This window comes from Salinispora pacifica CNR114, assembly GCF_000514775.1.
GTDB lineage: Bacteria > Actinomycetota > Actinomycetes > Mycobacteriales > Micromonosporaceae > Micromonospora > Micromonospora pacifica.
The window spans coordinates 45,963-62,973 of the sequence record NZ_AZWO01000019.1 but is presented as its reverse complement, the minus strand read 5'-3'; the positions used below and the strand labels follow the sequence as shown (position 1 = coordinate 62,973).

The window sequence follows — 17,011 nt, the reverse complement described above, 5'->3', positions numbered from 1 at the left end:
TCACCCTACGTGGTTCCCGTAATTCGACACCGAGGTTTCGCCGAAGCCGCGGTCGCGGCACGTCCGCCGCCGCAACGCCAACTGTGAGCTCTGTAGCCGAGGATTGCCGCGCTCGGCAACAGCGCGCGCCGCTACCCGGACCTCGACGCCAATGCGTCGGGGTCCGCTCGTAGCCGCACCCCTTGTTCGCACGACGCGCCACAGCAGCCAGAGCACCCACAAGGCCAGCCCCTGGGCGGCGAGCCGTGGCCCGGCCAGGGAACCCAGCTCCCGGCTGTACCTCCACTGACAGCACCGGCTGCGGCCCAGCCACCCACGACAAGATGTAGCCCAGGTCCAGGCCGGACGGGCCGACCGCGGTCGGCCACCTGCCCAACGCCAGCACGGCCGCGGCGGCCACGCCGAGTAGACCGGTCAGCAGGCGCGTACCTCGCCGTCGTCATCGCGTTCCCCGTAACCTCCCGCTCCCCTGGTCCAGCCTCCAGGGCTCTGTCACGACAGCGGCTCGGCAATGGCCTGTTAACCCGTAAAGCAGCGAACAGTGGCGAATTGACCGGATCTCACCTTCGACCCACAATCGATCTCGCGTCGCCCGCCAGCGATCATTCGACACCCGGGATCGGAGCCCCATGACTGATTCGCCCAAGTCCGGCGACCCTGCTGCGGAGGGGCTCGCTGCCAGCGCCCCCTCGTTGCCATCGGAAAGCGACGGGGGCCGGCAGGCGGTCCACGCGGTACGGGTCCAGCGTCACACCGGGTGGCGTGAGCACGCCATCCAGTTACTCCCGACCCGACTGCGGCGTCAACACCTGGTCGTTGTGGTTTCCTTGGCGGTCACGTTGTCCGCGGTCGCTTTTAGCGTGCTACCGGACGCAGCGGTGGAGCCTTCGCCTACCGGCGTTACGCCCCCCGGCACCGAATCCGCGCCGACCACCGCCGCACTCGTGCCGTCCCCCTCCTCGTCCCCGTCCGAATCCGCATCCCCGCCCCAAGCGCCGGCAGGGGTGGCCGCGACCGATGCGCCCGCCCCCTCCAGTGCGCCGACCCGAACCGTGTCGGCACCGTCATCGCCGGCCAAGCCCAGCGCCGGCTCGACCCAGAAGTGCAGCACCGTGCAAGAAGTCAAGCTGTGCTCGCGCATCATCGGGTCGGGGCCGTTCAAGCTGAAACGTCCGTCTACTCGCCCCGTGCCCTGACCGGAACGTGGGTTTACAGCACAGGCGTCGAGGGTGATGGCGGCGAGCCGACCGACGAACTCGTTCACTTGGACCATCTCCGGGCAGGTAACTCGTCCTGGACGACCGCCTGTGGCAAATTCACGACCATGTGGAGCAGCCTCATCGGGCGCGATGAGCTGACGATAGAGACGAAATCGGTGACATGCCCCTAGCCGTCCTGACCGCCGACAGTGACTCCCTCCCCAGCGCGCCGTAACCCGGCCCTTACGGCGCGGCCACCACCGTTGCCGACGACGTGTTGGCCCTGCACTGCACGTCCAAAAACAGGATCTCCGGGGTACTGCCGACATTCGGCTGTGCCCCGGGATCGTGTCGTTGGCTACCGTAGGCGGCTGCATAGCCACAGTGCTGCTGGTGGCGAATTCATGTCCCCACCACAACCGCTCGAATGGCAAGATTCGCCGTCGGACCGAGGGACCGCGTAGCTATGGTGGGCGCACCCGGTCGAGGAGATTCGCGCATGCCAGCAGCACCGAACGTGTACACCCACGGGCATCACGAGTCGGTGCTGCGCTCGCACCGGTGGCGTACTGCCGAGAATTCGGCGGCCTACCTACTTCCGCATCTCGTGCCGGGTATGTCGGTGCTCGACATCGGCTGCGGGCCGGGCACCATCACCGCCGACCTGGCGACCCGCGTCGCACCCGGACACGTCACCGCTGTGGAGATCAGCGGTGCTGCACTCCAACTCGCCCGCGCGGAGGCCGACTCACGGGGTCAACGCAACATCGACTTCGCGGTGTCCGACGTCCACGCACTCGATTTCCCCGACAGCGCGTTCGACGTCGTCCACGCCCACCAGGTGCTTCAGCATGTCGCTGATCCGATCCGGGCGCTGCGTGAGATGCGCCGGGTTTCCCGTCCCGGCGGAATCGTCGCCGTGCGGGACAGTGACTATGCGGCGTTCACCTGGTTTCCTCGTGTTCCTGCGCTGGATGAGTGGCTTGGCCTGTACCAGCAGGCCGCCCGCGCCAACGCGGGCGAGCCGGACGCCGGCCGACGCCTCCTTTCCTGGGCCCACGCCGCCGGGTTCACTGACGTCCGAGCGTCGGCGAGCACGTGGTGTTTCGCCACGCCGGCGGACACGCGATGGTGGGGTGAGATGTGGGCCGAGCGGATCCGGAGTTCGGATCTGGCCCGACAGCTGCTGACCTCGGGCACCGCCACGGCTGGGGACCTGCGCCGTATCGCTGACGGGTGGCGGGAGTGGGCTGCGGCAGCGGATGCCTGGTTCGCCGTTCTGCATGGCGAGATTGTCTGCCGTTCCTGAAGCTCCGATGTGGCGTGGCGGACGGGCTGGCCGTACTCGTTCGGAACCGCCCTGCAGGCCGGGCGCACCTCGTGGACCGCTCCGTTGGACGCCCGCCCGGACTACCCAACCGCCACCCAGCAACCCGCCACGACGTCCACATCGTCACCGCCACCACCAGCACAAGACCGAAAGGCAGCACGAAGAAAACGAAGACCTCGACTAACCCGAGGCCAGGCCGCGCAGGCTAAAGATCAAGTTAGTTCTTCCGTGGCGGGTGACGCCCGGCTCGCCTCCGCGGCAATGCGCCGGTATGGAGGCTCAGCGTGAGTAGTACTCGACGACGAGTTGTTCCTGGCAGGTCACCGGCACCTCGGACCGTAGCGGCAGCCGGAGTAGTCGTACGGTCAGGTCGGCGAGGTTGGCCGCCAGGTAGGGCGCGGACTCTTCCGTAGCGTGCGCCCCGGCCGCCGCGACGACGAAGGGTGTCTTGGTGCGGCTGCCGGCCGCGACCGCGATGACGTCACCCGGGCGCAGCCGGGCCGACGGGCGGTCGACCCGGCGTCCGTTCACCGTGATGTGCCGGTGGGTGACCGCCTGTCGGGCCTGGTAGATCGTCCGCGCCAGCCCGGACCGCAGGACCAGTGCGTCCAGTCTGGTCTCCAGGTCGACGATGAGGGCCTCGCCGGTCTTGCTTTCGAGCCGGGCGGCCCGGGTGAATGCCTGCCGTAGCTGCCCTTCGTTGACGTGGTACTGCGCCTTCAGCCGCTGCTTCTCCAGGAGTCGGATCTTGTAGTCGCTGGTGCTCCGGCGAGCTCGGCCGTGCTGGCCGGGCGGGAAGGGACGGCGCTCGAAGTAGCGCACGCACTTCGGGGTCAGCGGGATGCCGAGGGCGCGGGAGCGCTTGACCTTGGGGCGGGACTGGTTCATTCTGCACCTCTCTAGTAAGGTAAGCCTAACCTAATAGGAGGTGCCAGGTTGAGCAACACCGACCCCGAGGCTTCCGCGCAGCGGCTGCGGACGATCGTCGCTGCGGCCACCTCGCTGGAACTGCGGACACCCGGGCATCGGGCCGACCTGGTCAACCGGCACACGCTCGATTCGAGCGGCCGGATCCGGTTGGACCTCCCGGTCAACAGCCGGTTGGCCACCGACATCACCCGCCAGCGCGAGGTCACGGCGGTCGTTGAGATCACCGATGTGGCCCCGACGCCGGTCCGGGAGCGCGTCCGCGGCCGTGGCACCTTCAGTGGTTGGCTCACCCCGGTCACCCCCGGCGCCACCGGCGACCATGAGGACCTGACCGTCGAGTTCGACCTCGCCGCCGTCGAGCTCAGCGTCGACGGCGCCACCACGGCGGTGGACCCGGCCGACTTCGCCGCCGCCGAGCCGGACCCGCTCGCCGCCGAAGAGGCGGAACTCCTCTGCCACCTCGACCGCCACCACCCGCGTACGGTCGAATCGCTCTGCCGGCTGGTCGCACCACGGCACCGGCACGGCGTACGGCGGGTCGTTCCGCTTCGCCTGGACCGGCACGGACTGGTGCTCCGGCTGGAGCGGATGAGCGGCCACCGCGACGTCCGGCTCGGGTTCACCCCGGCGTTGCGCCACCCGGGCGAGCTCCGCGAGCGGATGGCCACGCTGGTGGAGCGAGGTGCCGCCTGCAGCCGGCGTTCCCGGACCTGGTGATCGGCAGCCACCGTCACCTCACCCGCCAAGCTGCTGAGCTGGCGATCAGGCGGGCCAGGCTGAGTTGACGATCAGACGGATGGAATCCCGCACTCCGGCGCTGGCAGGCCGCAGGGGCTGGCAGTCGCGGCGGCCGTGCCGTGGGGCGAGGCGCCGGACCGGTGCGGTGCGGCCTTGGCCAGCAGGTCCCGCAGCCCCGCCGTGAGGTCGGCGCTGGAGGTGACCCGGCGGGTGAACGGCAGCCGGACATCGAGGTCGCCGTCTGGCGCCTCGGCGCGGAGCACCACGCCGTCGGCGTCAACCGCAACCGGCACGACTCGCGTCGCCTTCGCCGTCAGCTCCGGGTTTACCAGCGTCGTGAGCTGGTCCACCGCGTCCCGATGGTGCCGGATCAGATGCTGCAGCTGGGTGGCTTCGACAGTGGCGAGCGGATCCGGGCAGGTCGCCCGGTAGGTGCTGGCGCCCACCAGGGCTTCATCGTCGCCGCTGCTGACGGTGACCTCGACCGGTTCGACCGTCCAGAGCGCGACGGGGGGCAGGTTGAGCAGGGACATCACCGTGTCGGCGTCGCAGGACTCCAGGTTCGCCGGGTCGAATCGGTGCGCGGTGCCCGTTACTCGCACTCTGGCCCGCACCCGGGAGCGGACGGCGACCGGGACGAGCTGGGTCACGTCGAGTTGCACCTCGCCGCGTCGCCCACGGGCCGCCACCAGCAGACCGCCGGTCGGGCTCATCGCATCGACCGCCAGGATCACCGTGCCGTCGGGCAGCACGGCGTGCGACTGGATCAGGTCAATGGCGGTGTCGCCGAGACACAGCCGCAGGGACGTGGCGGTGGAGAGGGCGGAGCGCGACACCACCGCGTGGTGGTCGGTCGGCAGGACGCGGGTACCCGCGAGCGCCGTCTCCGACATCGCCCCACGAGCGGGCCCTGAACTGGTCAGACTCGCTGGCCAGTCGCCTGGATGGAACGCCATGTAGTCCCCTCGGCCATGGAAGTGAAGTGAGCTCGGCCTCGGACTTCGACTCTAATAGGTAAGCCTAACCTTGCCAAGCGCGGTGCTCGGCTGCCGATGTCGCGGGTGAGGCAGTTCACCGTGGGCCGGTCGGGGCCGGGCGACCGCCGAGGGTGGGGCCCGGGCGACCGCCGAGGGTGGCGGCGGGCTGACCGAGCGCACACCAAAGCCCCCGGCTGCTGTGCCGAGGGCTTTGGGTGGACCGGTGCGCCGGCGTCAGGCGGGCCGGTAGGTGAGGCAGTCGCTGACGGTGGCGCCGGGGCCGACGGTGATGGACTCGGCGGTGCAGGCGAGGTTGGTGTTGAAGGTGCACTCGGAGCGGGCGCAGGCGCCCACCGCGCCGGTCACCTCGGCGACCCCGCCGGAGACGGTGGACTCCACGAACGTCGCGCAGGAGGCGGCGTCACCCGCCGAGGCCACGGTGATCGCGGGAGCGTGGCAGCCACCGTCGTTGAAACTGCACGCTGTGGCGGCGCATTCGCGTACCGGGGGCGACTGCAGCAGAGTTTTCATTGATGCCTCCAAGGCCGTGCGGGCCGGCAGGCCGGAACGAGCCAGCGCGGCGTAACAAGGTGTCAGTCAGCATTGCCGCAGTGGCGAGACGTAAACGTGGAGCCCGTGTGTACTGCGGTTTCCGACGACGTCACTGTAGCAGTAAACCTCGCCCAGTAAGGAATAATCATGTTTCGTTGTTTGCTGCGCCTGAGTGACGTAAGTAAGCCTTACCTAGGTTAGGCAAGTCTTGCTTTGCCTGCTGGCTAAACCTAGTTGTAGCCCTTGTTTCGGCGTTTTACTTCCGCGATTTTAGGCAGGATGTCGGCTGAAATCCGACCCGTTTGAGTGATGGCCACCCACTGACGTGCGGACGGCAGTCGGTACGGGTTTCGGCCCTCACGCGTACCGGCGGTGGTAGAGCCGAGTGGCCACCGGAGCCGCCACGCCGAGGATCACGACCCACCAGATCACCGCGTACCAGCCGGTGTTGCCGGCCGGCAGCCCGAGCAGGAGCGCACGAACGGTGTCGACAACCAGGGTCACCGGTTGGTGCTCGACGAAGCCGCGCAGACCGTCGGGGAGCGTCTCCGGCTGGACGAAGGCGCTGCTGGCGTAGGGGCTGAACATGAGGATCAGGCCGAGCCCGCTGGCGCCGTCCGCCGACCTGGCGAGCAGGCCGAGCGCGGCGGCGACCCAGGCCAGTGAGAAGGCGAAGAGGAGGAGCGTCCCGGCGACCAGCACCCAATCGAGAGCGGAGCCGGCCGGGCGGAATCCCACGGCGATTCCGAGGCCGACCATGGCGACCAGCGAGATCGTCGCGCGGACGACGGCGGCGACGACGTGACCGACGATTACCGCAGAATCCGCCATGGCGATCGTGCGGTACCGGTCGACCACGCCCTCCTGCATGTCGGATTGGACGGCCGCACTGGTGGAAACAGCGACCATCGTGACGCCGATGACCAGAATGCCGGGGACGAGGTAGTTGACGTAGGCGGTGTTTCCGACGTCGATCGCCCCACCGAACATGAAACGAAACAGCAGCAGCAGGGTCGCCGGCAACATGAGCGCGGTGAAGAGCTGGTCGGGGCTACGGGTCAGGTGCCCCAGATGTCGGCCGATCAGGACGAGGTTGTCGTTGATCGCCCAGTACAGCTTCGTTCGGGTATCCGGCCGGGCGAGGCCCTCGCCGGTCTGGGTCTGGCTGGTCATCGGAGGGCTCCCAGCTCGTCGTTGGGCTCGCGGCGGGCGGGCATCGAGTCGGCGTCCGGAGGGTCGCTCGCCCGCTGGGTGAGGGCGAAGAAGACGTCGTCCAGGGTGGGCTTGGTCAGCGACAGCGAGTCGATCGCCAGGCGGTGCTCGGCCAGAACGTCGAGCAGGTGCTTGACCCGCGACGGCCCGTCGATCGCCAAACTGATCGTTCGGGTCTCCGGGTCGCGGGTGAGGCCCGGCCCGACGAGCAGGTCGCCGGCCCGGCGGAAGTCCTCGGGGCCGCTCAGCACGACTGCCACCCGCTCCCGGCCCACGCCTTGTTTGAGCTGGGCGGCGGTGCCCAGGGCGATGATCCGGCCGTCGTTGAGGACGGCGATCTGGTCGGCCAGCCGGTCGGCCTCCTCCAGGTACTGCGTGGTGAGCAGGATGGTGATGCCCTCGCCGAGTAGCTGCCTGATCGCCTCCCACAGCACCGCCCGACTGCGCGGGTCGAGGCCGGTCGTGGGCTCGTCCAGCAACAGCACGGGTGGGGTGACGATTAGGCTGACGGCCAGGTCCAACCGGCGCTTCATGCCCCCGGAGTACGTCTTGACCGGCCGGTCGGCGGCCTCGGTCAACTCGAATCGTTCCAGTAGCTGCGCTGCCCGACGGGTGGCATTGGTCTTGCTGAGCTTCTGGAGTCGGCCCAGCAGCACCAGGTTTTCCCGGCCGCTGTGCAGCCGGTCGAGTGCGACGAACTGGCTGACCATCCCGATTGAGCTCCGCACTCCGTTGCGTCGCCGCGTTACGTCGTAGCCGTTGACGACGACGGACCCGCGCGAGGGCCGGGTGAGCGTGCTCAGCGTCTTCACCACGGTGGTCTTGCCGGAGCCGTTGGGGCCGAGCAGGGCCAGCAGGGTGCCCCGGCGAACGTCTAGATCCACCCCCCTGAGCGCCTCGACCCTCCCGTAGTCCTTTCGGAGGCCCCGAACCTGAATCGCGTATTCGTTCTCCATTTTCCTCCCGCCTCTCCTGTCGCTGCTTCCCGGTGGCGGCGGTGCCAGTGCCGCCAATGGGCCGGGACCGACTTCCGGTGGCGACCATATATGGCCTATACTGATGGCTATACGCTATACACGGTTAGCGTGGGGTGTCAACGAAAGGGCGGCACGATGGGTTCCGAGAAGGCTCCGCCGGGTGGTGGGTCAAGCACCTTCGAGTTCCTCTGGCGCGAGGGCGACCGCCCGCGCAGTAGCCCCGGGCCGAGGCCCGGGCTCAGCGTCACCCAGGTGGTCGTGGCCGCCATCGCGATCGCCGACGCCGACGGCATCGACGCCGTCTCCATGCAGCAGGTCGCCAAGCGGCTCGAGGTGACCCCGATGTCCCTCTACCGCTACGTGCCGAGCAAGAAGCACCTGGTCGAGGCCATGTTCGACGAGGCATCCGGCGCGCCGCCCGGCCTCGACGTGGTGCCCGGCGGATGGCAGGTGCGGGTCGAGGCCTGGGTCACGGCGCTGTGGGGCCGCTACCAGGCCCACCCGTGGATGCTGCGGGCCCAGGTCAGCCAACCGATCGGCCCCAACCAGCTGGCCTGGTTCGAGGCGTTGCTGACCGTCATCAAAGACATTGGCCTGACGTACGAGGAGATGGTGTCGCTCGCCCTCTTCCTCACCGGCGCCACCCAGGGTCTGGCCAGGATCTCCACCGACCTGGCCCGGGCGGCCGGCGAGGACGACCTGATCTCCTACGGGGAGGCGCTGGCCGCGGTGGTCCGCCCAGACCGCTTTCCCACCCTCCGCGCCCTGCTGTCGGCCGGCACCTTCGACCTCCCCGCCAGCGCCGTCGGCGGGGCCACCAGCACCGAACCCGACCTGAGTTTCGGCCTGGGGCAGCTGATCAAGGGCATCGAGGCCCACGTCGCCGCCCGCACCAGGAGTTGAGGCGGTGGGCGGAGGTGGGCGGAAGCCCCGGCCTGCACCGGCTCTCCCGCGCCCCAATCGGGGTCCGCGTCGTTCCCGCCCCGTAGCCCGATGTTCAGGCAGCCGGCACCCAGGCGAGACGCGTTAGCAAACTTATATGTATCGATGTTTTGCTAGCCTTGGCAGGCCCAGAGCATCGAGGAGGATGAGTGCTAGCACGTCGCGCGGCGACTGTAGTCGCCATCATGATCGCAGGCCTGGCGGTGCCGGTCCAGCAGGCCGTGGCCGCTCCGACCAACGACATGCCCTTCACATCCGCGACCACTGTCGGAATCCACAACACCTACGAGCAGGGGGCCTTCGACTATCTGGCTGAGGCGCTGGACACCGGCACCAGCCTGATCGAGATCGACATCTGGCCGAATATCTTCACCAGGAAGTGGAAGGTCAGCCACGACGAGCCACTGAGTAACAACAACAACTGCACCACCGGGTCGACCCTCGCCGACCTCTACGCCGGTAGCCGGAACAAGCACCTCGGTGACTGTCTGGACAACATCCGGGTCTGGCTCGAAGCCCACCCGGACAGCGGCCCCCTGATGCTCAAGATCGAGCCGAAGATGGGCCTCGCCACCGCCTTCGGAATGGGCGTCGACCAGGTTGACAGCCTGGTCCGGAGCCGCCTCGGCGACCGTGTCTTCCGCCCCGCAGACCTGCTGGCCAAGCCCGAGGGCGGATGGTACGACTCCCTCGACGAGGCGGCCCGGCTGGGAAACTGGCCCACCCGGGAGGAACTCGCGGGACGGGTGCTCCTCCACGTCATCCCCGGCACCGTGGAGAACAACAATCCATTCGACTGGTGGCCGACCAACGAGCAGTACGCCGGGCATCTCCGTGATCTCGCGGTAGCAGGAGAGATCGAGAAGGCGCAGATCTTCCCCGCCGCCAGGGGCGCCGCCAGCGGCGACCCCCGGGACCAGTACGACGCCGACATCCGCCCCTGGTTTGTCCTCTTCGACAGTGGGGCCTCCGGGTGGTTCAACCGTGACACCACCTGGTTCGCGGAGAACAACTACGTGCTGGTGATGACCAGTGCGCACTCGGTCGCACCCGCCATCAGCAGCACCAGCCCCACCGAAGCGGAGGCCCGGGATCGGCTGTTGCTCCTGGCCGGCGCCAATGCCAGCGTCATCACCAGTGACTGGACCCAGCTGCCGCAGGTCCAGTCGATGGTTGTGCCGCGCGGGGAGCAGGGCGAGACTCCGTAACCGCCCTCGCTCTGGTTCGTTCCGATGCGCATCGTGCCGGCGGCGATACCTGCCGCCGGCACGATGCAGACCGGGCGGAGCTTACGCCACCGCGGCTTCCCGGGAAGTGGCGAAGCTGGCCACGTGATCGATCGCCATGTCCAGCGCGCGGGCGAGTGGGCGGCTGGACCGGTAGGTGTTGCTCAACAGCAGCCCACCCTGCAGGGCAGTCATGATGGCTTCGGCCAGTGCGTCCGGATCGGCATCCGGCCTCAGTCGTCCCTGGTCGCGCATCGCGGTCAGCCCCATGAGCAGTGGGGATGTCCACGCAGTGAAGCACTTCTGCAGCACGGTACGAGTCTGTGGATCCCCGTCGGCGAGTTCGCTGGCCAGCGACCCGAGCGGGCAGCCACCCACATTTTGGGCCTCGTCGCGCGCCGCGACGAACTTGTCGCGCCAGCGGCGCAGGCCGGCCAGGGAATCCAGCTGGTCCAGCTCGGGGCGCTGCGCCTCCACGATCCGGTCGGTCTGCTGCCATGCGACCGCTCGGAGTAGATCTTCCTTGTTCGTGAAGTAGTGGTACAGCTGCGACTTGCTGGTCCTGCTTGCCGCCATCACATCGTCGAGGCTCGTGCCCGCCGCCCCGTGCTCGCGTACGAGGTTGGCGGTGGCCGCCACGATGCGGGTCCTGGTCGCCGCTCCCCGGGCGGTCAGCTTGGGGGTGTGCTGCGCGGTTGTCATGGCAGAAGCTTAGCAAGAAAACTGGACTTGATGGTCCAGTTTTTGTCTCCTACTCTGGACCAGTCAGTCCAGTAATAGGGCGCCTGGGAGCGCCGGCGCGACAAGGAGAACGACGTGGCTCGCCTCAACAACGGACAACGCTTTCCGAACCTTCAGGTCCCCGCGGTCGGTGGTGGCACGCTCAACCTGCCCGACGACCTCGCCGGCCAGTTCGGTGTCGTGTTGATCTACCGTGGATCATGGTGCCCGTACTGCAACGCACAGCTCGCGGCATTCCAGCGGGCCAGCGACACCCTCGCGCAACTCGGCGTACGTGTCGTCGCGCTCTCCTCCGACGACGAGGAAACCTCCCGCCAACTCGTGGCGAGTCGTCGGCTCAGCTTCCCCGTCGGGCACAGCGCCGACATCGCCACGGTGGCCGAGGCGACGGGTGCCTACGTCAATGACGAACCGCACCATCTGCAGTCGACCGGGTTTGTTCTCGCGCCCGACGGCACCGTGGTGACGGCCGTCTACTCGAGCGGAGCGATCGGTCGCCTGGTCCCCGACGATGTCGTCGGCCTGGTCCGCTACATCAACGAACACAGCTGACCGCCCACCGGCATCCAACTCAGCTGCCGCATCCCGTCGATGGTGGTACCGCGCGGAGCCTACTGTTCGTCGGGAGCCTGGTAGCGGTAGGTGTTGGGGTTGACCGCCGCCGGCTTGGGGTCCTCCTGCCAGGCCCCCTCGCCGGGGCGGGCGATCAGGGAATCCAGCAGTTCCTCCCGGTCCATGTCGATCGCCCCCTCGATGCCACCCCGCATCGCCATCTGTCGCAGGTCCTCCGTGTCCAACTCCGGTATCGGACGCGCCATGATCGCCTCCCTCGATGTCGGCCGGCGGCTGCTTTACCCCGTTTACCCCAATTTGAACCTGGCTTGTCGTGGTCAATTCCTTGGCGCCACACCGGACCTCGAAGCGTGGTGCTGGTCAGCGGCGGAGGATGCGGCAAAGGTCACGGTTTCGTGGCTATCTGAACTGGACGGTGGTAGCCCGCTGTGGCGTTGGTCAGGTGTGGAATAGTTGCGCCCATGATTACGGGTGTAATTCGCAGTGGTGCCGCGGCGCTACTGGTCCTGGCGCTTTCCGCATGTGTGGAGGCCTCGCCCTCGCGAGATACTACGCCGACGGTGCCGGTCACTCCGACCGTCACCTACCGTCTATTGGATGACATTTGTGATCGGCTGGACCACAGTTGGTTGGTCCAGCTTACTGGAGCTTCTCCGCAATTCAGGTATTTCGAGCCACGGCCGGGCAATATGGAGGCCCGCCGATGTCATGTCCTTGCGGCAGCTCGGGATGAGTCGACGACGGTCAGGGTCGAGGTCAGTACAATTCTGAAGCCTTCGGAGCCGGCGGAGCTGGAGCCTTCGGAGTCAGGGGATTCGGAAATCCCGAAGTCGGCTGAACCGCTCGACGGTGTGGGAGAGGTGGCCTGGTTCATGTTGGATAGGCCAGACCTGGGGACTGGGCAGGTTCGCCGAGACCTGGTTTTTGTGCTAGATGGGCCGGTATCCGTGCAGGTGGTGATTATGGTCAGCGACTCGCCGTTGCCCGATGAATCAGCAATCAAGGACGCTTTAACCACTTACGTGAAGCGGGTTCTGGGTCTGATGGCAGGCGAAAAGTAGCGGGTACGCGGTCCCCCGCGAGGTGCCGAAGCCGGCCCTCGCCCTCTGTTGCCGGGCGATGGCACCGTATCGACGAACACTGCACCGCGCTCCGGCACCAGCTGCCCGAACTGGAAGACGAAGCCCATGATCGTCGCCCATTACACCTGGATCGCACGCGCCGTCGCTGGCGGGTCGGAGTTGGAAGGCGGCCCTTGGCCTGCCTGACCCAGGCGTTAACGTAGCGTATGCCGGCTATTGATCTCGATGCACCACCGCGCAGCTCGCCGCCGCTGCGACGCCCGTACCCTCGGCTTGTCATTGCCGTCGGCGTGATGCTCACCCTTGGCGTTCTCACCGGTGAGCCTGCGGATCGACCCTTGGAGGTTGATACGTCTTCGGTTTGTGAGCCTCCTACGGTTCAAGCAGACAACACGGTGACTCCGACGAGGGCCGAGTACGCCATCGATCCGCAGACCGGCCGCATCCTTTCGGTACGGTGCGCCCCCCTCGAGCCCGCTCGCTGACCCGGAGCTCCTTGTACACGGGCGTCGTCTCGCTGCTCCCTACTCGCCACATACCGCCGATCGGCGGCGCCGGCGCGCAAGCCCTGACCCTGACCACCCAACTCCGCTCCGCCAGAGCCGTCCGCTACCTCCGCGACCTGCAAACCCAACTCGCCCCACACCGGCGACTTCCCGCCGTGCGGCACTTCACCGGCCGCATCAACGACCGGGGAGCCCGGATCACGTACTGCTCGAACCGAACCCCATCCGGCAACTCCACCTCGGCGATACTCAACCGCGCCCGCCGGGTGTCATCCACCACCCGCTCGCCGTGGATGGCCCACCGGGTCAACTCCGCCGCCTGCTTCTCCACCACCCGGCCAGTATCCGCGCCGAACCCCACACCCCGCGCAACAGGCGGCACCTACTGGCCGCACCATCCCGGTTCTGCCAAGCCGCCCGACGCCTCGCTTGTAGTTCGGGGCATTTCGTTCGGCTTGGTCCGTGGAGGTCCGCGACCTCGGGCTACCGTCCGTTCCTGGCCGCTGGCGGCTGTCCGTGGCGGGGTACGTCTGCTGTCGCCGCTGCTATCCGCGACTCGCAGCGCAGAACGTCAGGTACCGAACTCGTGGGCACGTACCGGATGCCCCAGGACTGGTACCACCAGGATGATGGCGGCACCCCTGGATGACCGCGTCGTACAACTTCACCCAGGGCAACCAGATCTACAAGACCCTGCGGCTGGACTGCTACGGCACCAGCCTGCGTGGCGACTGGAGACCCTCGTGTCGCAACTGGGACGACGGCATGCCAGCCGGTCGAGGAACGCGTCGACGGCGGCCACGAGCGTCACCGGGCGGGGCGGTCGGCAGCGGGATCACGGACATCTTGGCGACCTCTCCCGGTGATGTGACCCACAATGCAGCTGAGTCGCCTCCGCCGCGGTGACGGCGTCCCGCCGGCGGCGATGGTGAATCGTTGGCTCTGTGACGGAAAGTACGGGATTTTCGGTCACAGTCGAGGCTGCTACCTCGCCCGTCCGAATTAAGATCCACAACTATGCGAAACGTCGTCCTTGTTCCTGGATTCTGGCACGGCACCTGGTGTTGGAGCCTGGTCACCGAACAGCTGGCCGCGCGCCAGATCCCCTCGATCGCTGTCGATATGACGGGGCAAGGGCTCGAAGGCCCGTCGCCCAGCGCTCGGTGGAGCCGCCCGTTCGATGCTGCCGCCTTTGCTACTGAGCCGTCCGCTGTTGCTTCGGTCACGGCAACCACCGCGGCCAAAGCCCTGGTCGAGCGCCTGCGTCTGATAGGGGGTGGCGATCCGAGCGTGGTCGTAGCACACAGCATGGGCGGAGTCGTCGCGACCCTGGCCGCAGAGTTGGAGCCGGCGCTCGTCTCCCACGTGGTCTACGTCGCCGCCCTGGTACCGGTCGCCGGCCTGCCTGCTGGCGCCTACGTGACCAGCGATGAGAACGAGGGCGAGTTGGGCACCGCGATGCTGCGAGCGGACCCATTCGCTGTCGGTGCTTCCAGGTTGGACACCGGCGACGCATCCGGCCGCCAGGCTATCCGCGAGGCGCTCTACGACGACGTCTCGGTCGGCACTGTCAACGCGGTGCTCGACCTGCTCAATCCGGACGCGCCGGTGGGTATCGCAGCCGAAAGCATCACCGTGACCCCCGAACGATTCGGTGCCCTCCCCCATACCTATGTCACGTGCAGTAACGACCGTATGATCCGGCCACCATTGCAACATCGCTTCGTTCGCGAGATCGACGAAATCTCAGCCACCCCAACCACCGTGGTCCCGCTCGATTCCTCTCACTCGCCCTTCCTGTCTAAACCCGCCGCGCTCGCGGACACCATCGCCGCAGTCTGGGAGTGACTCGGCTGGCACGCCCTCGCTTGCTTGCGGCATTGACTGCCCAGGCGGAAGGCATGACGCGAACGTGATCGAGGCCGCCGCCCGGATCGCCACGGCACTGAGGAAGACCCCGAGATCGAGCTGCGGGCTGGCGAACTGACCGAAGCCTGTCTGTGCCCACGGTGACCCCGTACCTCGGCCAGCTCGCGTCGTTGCCACACCCCCGGAAGCCTCCGTCGCGTCGCCCTCGTCCGGTGCGGCACCGCGCGGACGGGAGCGGGCCCGACCGCGCCGACATGAGTGGGGTCGTCCACCTGTGCCTGCTCGCCGGGCGCTACCCGGGCTTGCCGACGTGTGCCAGCGCGGTCGAGCGGCGAGCGGTGCCAGCAGTGGCGATGGTTGGACACTTCGCGAATTCTCGTTATGATGGCGGCATGGCGACTGTCGACGTGTTCAAGACGCTGGCCAGCGAGCCTCGACTGCACATCCTGCAGTGGATGAAGCAGCCCTCCCGGCACTTCACCCAACAGGACGACATCGACATGGTCGCGACGGGTGTCTGCGTCAAGCAGGTCGCGGACAAGCTGGGGATGACCCAGTCAACCGCATCGCAGTACCTGGCGATGCTGCTACAGGCTGATCTTCTCATTACGGAACGTATCGGTAAGTACACCTACTACCGTCGTAATGAGGCGGCGATCGCTCGGTTCGTCGAGGCGATGAACCGCGAACTCTAATCAGGCGGGCGGTCCGGTCCCGGTCGTCGTGACCGCGGACCGAGTGCCTGTCGTTCGCATGCCTGTATTCAGACAATCAGATATTTCGCAAAGTGTCGAACTGAAGGAGCAATCCGTGACCACCGCATCATCTAGAGTGACCTTGCAGGTCTACCTGTTGGCACTCACGAGCTTCCTCGTCGGCACCTCGGAGTATGTGATTGCCGGCCTTCTCGATGTGGTCGCTGCTGATCTCGGCGTTACCGTGTCGACTGCCGGCCAGCTCATCACCCTGTTCTCGCTCACCTACGCTGTCGGTACGCCGATCGCGCTCGTTGCTGTCGCCAAGACGGATCGTCGTACGCTCCTGATCGGAGCACTGGGCCTGTTCGTTGCCAGTAATGTGGCCTCCTTCCTGGTGGAGGGCTTCTGGCCGTTCGTGGTCGCACGCGTGTTCATGGCACTCGCCGCCGGCGTCGCGGTCGTGACCGCACTCACGCTGGCGATGAAGATCGCCCCGGCGGAGCGGGCCGGCCGTGCGATCGCCACCGTGGTAACCGGCTTCACCGCCTCCCTCATCCTCGGAGTGCCCGCGGGGCGGCTGGTCGCCGAGTGGTTCAGCTGGCAGACCGTCTTTCTCGGCATCGCCGTCGCGACCCTTCTCGCCGCTGGCACGCTCCGGTACGCGCTGCCCCCGGTCGGAGGCGACCGGCCGGTGCCGGTCAGCCGTCAGCTGGCACTCCTCAAGAACCCCGCCATCGTGCGTGGCCTGTCGATCACCTTCTTCTGGCTCGGCGGCTACTCGGTGGCCTACACCTACCTCTCGCCGTACCTGATCGAGGTCTCCGGTGTGCCCGCCACGCTCATCAGCGGCGCGTTGCTCGCGTTCGGCATTGCCAGCCTGGTCGGCTCGAAGGCCGGCGGCTTCCTCACCGACCGTCGGGGCGTGCTGCCGACCCTGCTCGGCGGCATGGGTCTGCACCTGGCCGCGCTCGTGGCGCTGTCGTTCGTGAGTGGATCGATGATCCTCGTCCTGGCAGTTCTCGTGATCTGGTCGGTGGCAGCATGGAGCACCGGGCCCACACAGCAGTTTCACCTCGCCACCATCGAGCCGGAAGCATCTGGCATCCTGCTTGGACTCAACCAGTCGATGATGCAACTGGCCATGGCTGCCGGGGCAGGGCTGGGCGGACTGGCCGTCGCTGGTCTGACGCTTGAGTCCGTCTCGTGGATCGGGGCGGCCGGGGTCGCGGTGGCGATCGCCATCACGATCATAGGAGCAAAGGCCGGCTCGGCAGCACGAACCCGAGCCACCTCGGCTGTCGACTCCGTCCCGTCGGACCAGCCTCGCGCGGGCGCGGCGGGTAGGGCGTGAACCCCGGGCGGTGAGCGAACGGCACGATCAGGCTGGCGTTGACCCAGCACGATGGGACCTACCTGGTGCGAGTCGCTCGACCGGCTAGGTCCCGTCGCGCGCTTGGCG

General features: G+C 67.5%; 17 protein-coding genes and 4 pseudogenes. 11 read left to right on the top strand and 10 right to left on the bottom strand.

Translation table 11 applies throughout. The features are described from left to right. Nucleotides 1-183: 183 nt before the first annotated feature. Nucleotides 184-443 (bottom strand): annotated as a pseudogene (locus B118_RS32870) (DUF2975 domain-containing protein); the annotation flags it as partial. Between the two features lie 359 nt (nt 444-802). Then, nucleotides 803-1,111 carry a hypothetical protein gene (locus B118_RS0113650; protein WP_027646295.1) on the bottom strand — a complete coding sequence of 103 codons (309 nt, stop codon included), beginning with the start codon at nt 1,109-1,111 and terminating at the stop codon, nt 803-805. A 1-nt stretch (nt 1,112) separates the two neighbouring features. Between B118_RS0113650 and B118_RS33655 the strand changes: the two are divergent. Then, nucleotides 1,113-1,390 (top strand): annotated as a pseudogene (locus B118_RS33655) (hypothetical protein). Between the two features lie 326 nt (nt 1,391-1,716). After that, on the top strand, nt 1,717-2,508 hold the full coding sequence (locus B118_RS0113645) for a class I SAM-dependent methyltransferase (protein ID WP_018812096.1): 792 nt from the start codon (nt 1,717-1,719) through the stop codon (nt 2,506-2,508). A 300-nt stretch (nt 2,509-2,808) separates the two neighbouring features. On the opposite strand, the gene rpsD is transcribed toward B118_RS0113645, so the two are convergent. After that, on the bottom strand, nt 2,809-3,417 hold the full coding sequence (gene rpsD, locus B118_RS0113640) for a 30S ribosomal protein S4 (RefSeq protein ID WP_018222102.1): 609 nt from the start codon (nt 3,415-3,417) through the stop codon (nt 2,809-2,811). 48 nt (nt 3,418-3,465) lie between these two features. Between rpsD and B118_RS0113635 the strand changes: the two genes are divergently transcribed. Beyond that, nucleotides 3,466-4,176 (top strand): DUF2470 domain-containing protein, encoded by a 711-nt coding sequence (locus tag B118_RS0113635; protein WP_028192902.1) that lies wholly within the window; start codon nt 3,466-3,468, stop codon nt 4,174-4,176. A 71-nt stretch (nt 4,177-4,247) separates the two neighbouring features. Here the strand turns inward: B118_RS0113635 and B118_RS0113630 are convergent, their stop codons facing one another. The 4 genes from B118_RS0113630 to B118_RS0113615 all read right to left on the bottom strand — a co-directional run bounded on the left by B118_RS0113630 (nt 4,248) and on the right by B118_RS0113615 (nt 7,894). Next, nucleotides 4,248-5,090, bottom strand: coding sequence for a DUF2470 domain-containing protein (locus tag B118_RS0113630; protein ID WP_018222104.1), 843 nt, complete (start codon nt 5,088-5,090; stop codon nt 4,248-4,250). A gap of 318 nt (nt 5,091-5,408) precedes the next feature. Further along, nucleotides 5,409-5,705, bottom strand: a complete 297-nt coding sequence (locus tag B118_RS0113625; protein ID WP_018222105.1) for a DUF1540 domain-containing protein — start codon at nt 5,703-5,705, stop codon at nt 5,409-5,411. Nucleotides 5,706-6,083: 378 nt separating this feature from the next. Continuing rightward, nucleotides 6,084-6,899 carry an ABC transporter permease gene (locus B118_RS0113620; protein WP_027646293.1) on the bottom strand — a complete coding sequence of 272 codons (816 nt, stop codon included), beginning with the start codon at nt 6,897-6,899 and terminating at the stop codon, nt 6,084-6,086. Next, a complete protein-coding gene (locus B118_RS0113615) occupies nt 6,896-7,894 on the bottom strand; it encodes a daunorubicin resistance protein DrrA family ABC transporter ATP-binding protein (RefSeq protein ID WP_028192901.1) in 999 nt (332 codons plus the stop codon). The genes B118_RS0113620 and B118_RS0113615 overlap by 4 nt, the downstream gene beginning before the upstream one ends. A 156-nt stretch (nt 7,895-8,050) precedes the next feature. Between B118_RS0113615 and B118_RS0113610 the strand changes: the two genes are divergently transcribed. Together B118_RS0113610 and B118_RS0113605 are read left to right on the top strand one after the other, a co-directional pair. Next, nucleotides 8,051-8,818 carry a TetR/AcrR family transcriptional regulator C-terminal domain-containing protein gene (locus B118_RS0113610; protein WP_028192900.1) on the top strand — a complete coding sequence of 256 codons (768 nt, stop codon included), beginning with the start codon at nt 8,051-8,053 and terminating at the stop codon, nt 8,816-8,818. Between the two features lie 224 nt (nt 8,819-9,042). Continuing rightward, nucleotides 9,043-10,065 (top strand): phosphatidylinositol-specific phospholipase C domain-containing protein, encoded by a 1,023-nt coding sequence (locus B118_RS0113605; protein ID WP_050592807.1) that lies wholly within the window; start codon nt 9,043-9,045, stop codon nt 10,063-10,065. An 81-nt stretch (nt 10,066-10,146) separates the two neighbouring features. Here B118_RS0113605 and B118_RS0113600 read toward each other — a convergent pair whose 3' ends face one another. Continuing rightward, nucleotides 10,147-10,785 (bottom strand): TetR/AcrR family transcriptional regulator, encoded by a 639-nt coding sequence (locus tag B118_RS0113600; protein WP_028192898.1) that lies wholly within the window; start codon nt 10,783-10,785, stop codon nt 10,147-10,149. A 114-nt stretch (nt 10,786-10,899) separates the two neighbouring features. Here B118_RS0113600 and B118_RS0113595 point away from each other — a divergent pair, with 114 nt between their 5' ends. Continuing rightward, the gene (locus tag B118_RS0113595) at nt 10,900-11,376 is read left to right on the top strand and encodes a peroxiredoxin family protein (protein WP_018222111.1); all 477 of its coding nucleotides are present in this window, start codon (nt 10,900-10,902) and stop codon (nt 11,374-11,376) included. Nucleotides 11,377-11,435: 59 nt separating this feature from the next. Here the strand turns inward: B118_RS0113595 and B118_RS0113590 are convergent, their stop codons facing one another. Then, entirely contained in the window at nt 11,436-11,642 is a 207-nt protein-coding gene (locus B118_RS0113590) for a hypothetical protein (protein WP_018812089.1), read from the bottom strand. 216 nt (nt 11,643-11,858) lie between these two features. Between B118_RS0113590 and B118_RS32865 the strand changes: the two genes are divergently transcribed. Beyond that, nucleotides 11,859-12,458: a hypothetical protein gene (locus tag B118_RS32865; RefSeq protein WP_238323918.1), complete on the top strand. Its 600-nt coding sequence runs from the start codon at nt 11,859-11,861 to the stop codon at nt 12,456-12,458. 577 nt (nt 12,459-13,035) lie between these two features. After that, nucleotides 13,036-13,167 (top strand): annotated as a pseudogene (locus tag B118_RS31725) (XRE family transcriptional regulator); the annotation flags it as partial. Here B118_RS31725 and B118_RS30410 read toward each other — a convergent pair. Further along, nucleotides 13,161-13,319: pseudogene (locus tag B118_RS30410) on the bottom strand (NUDIX hydrolase); the annotation flags it as partial. The pseudogenes B118_RS31725 and B118_RS30410 overlap by 7 nt on opposite strands. A gap of 683 nt (nt 13,320-14,002) precedes the next feature. Between B118_RS30410 and B118_RS0113580 the strand changes: the two are divergent. The 3 genes from B118_RS0113580 (at nt 14,003) to B118_RS0113570 (ending at nt 16,903) form a co-directional block, all read left to right on the top strand. Next, a complete protein-coding gene (locus tag B118_RS0113580; RefSeq protein ID WP_028192897.1) occupies nt 14,003-14,833 on the top strand; it encodes an alpha/beta fold hydrolase in 831 nt (276 codons plus the stop codon). A gap of 413 nt (nt 14,834-15,246) precedes the next feature. After that, on the top strand, nt 15,247-15,549 hold the full coding sequence (locus B118_RS0113575) for an ArsR/SmtB family transcription factor (RefSeq protein WP_018222114.1): 303 nt from the start codon (nt 15,247-15,249) through the stop codon (nt 15,547-15,549). Nucleotides 15,550-15,685: 136 nt separating this feature from the next. Beyond that, complete coding sequence (locus B118_RS0113570) at nt 15,686-16,903, top strand: MFS transporter (protein ID WP_027648424.1); 1,218 nt, start codon at nt 15,686-15,688, stop codon at nt 16,901-16,903. The last annotated feature ends 108 nt before the right edge of the window (nt 16,904-17,011 follow it).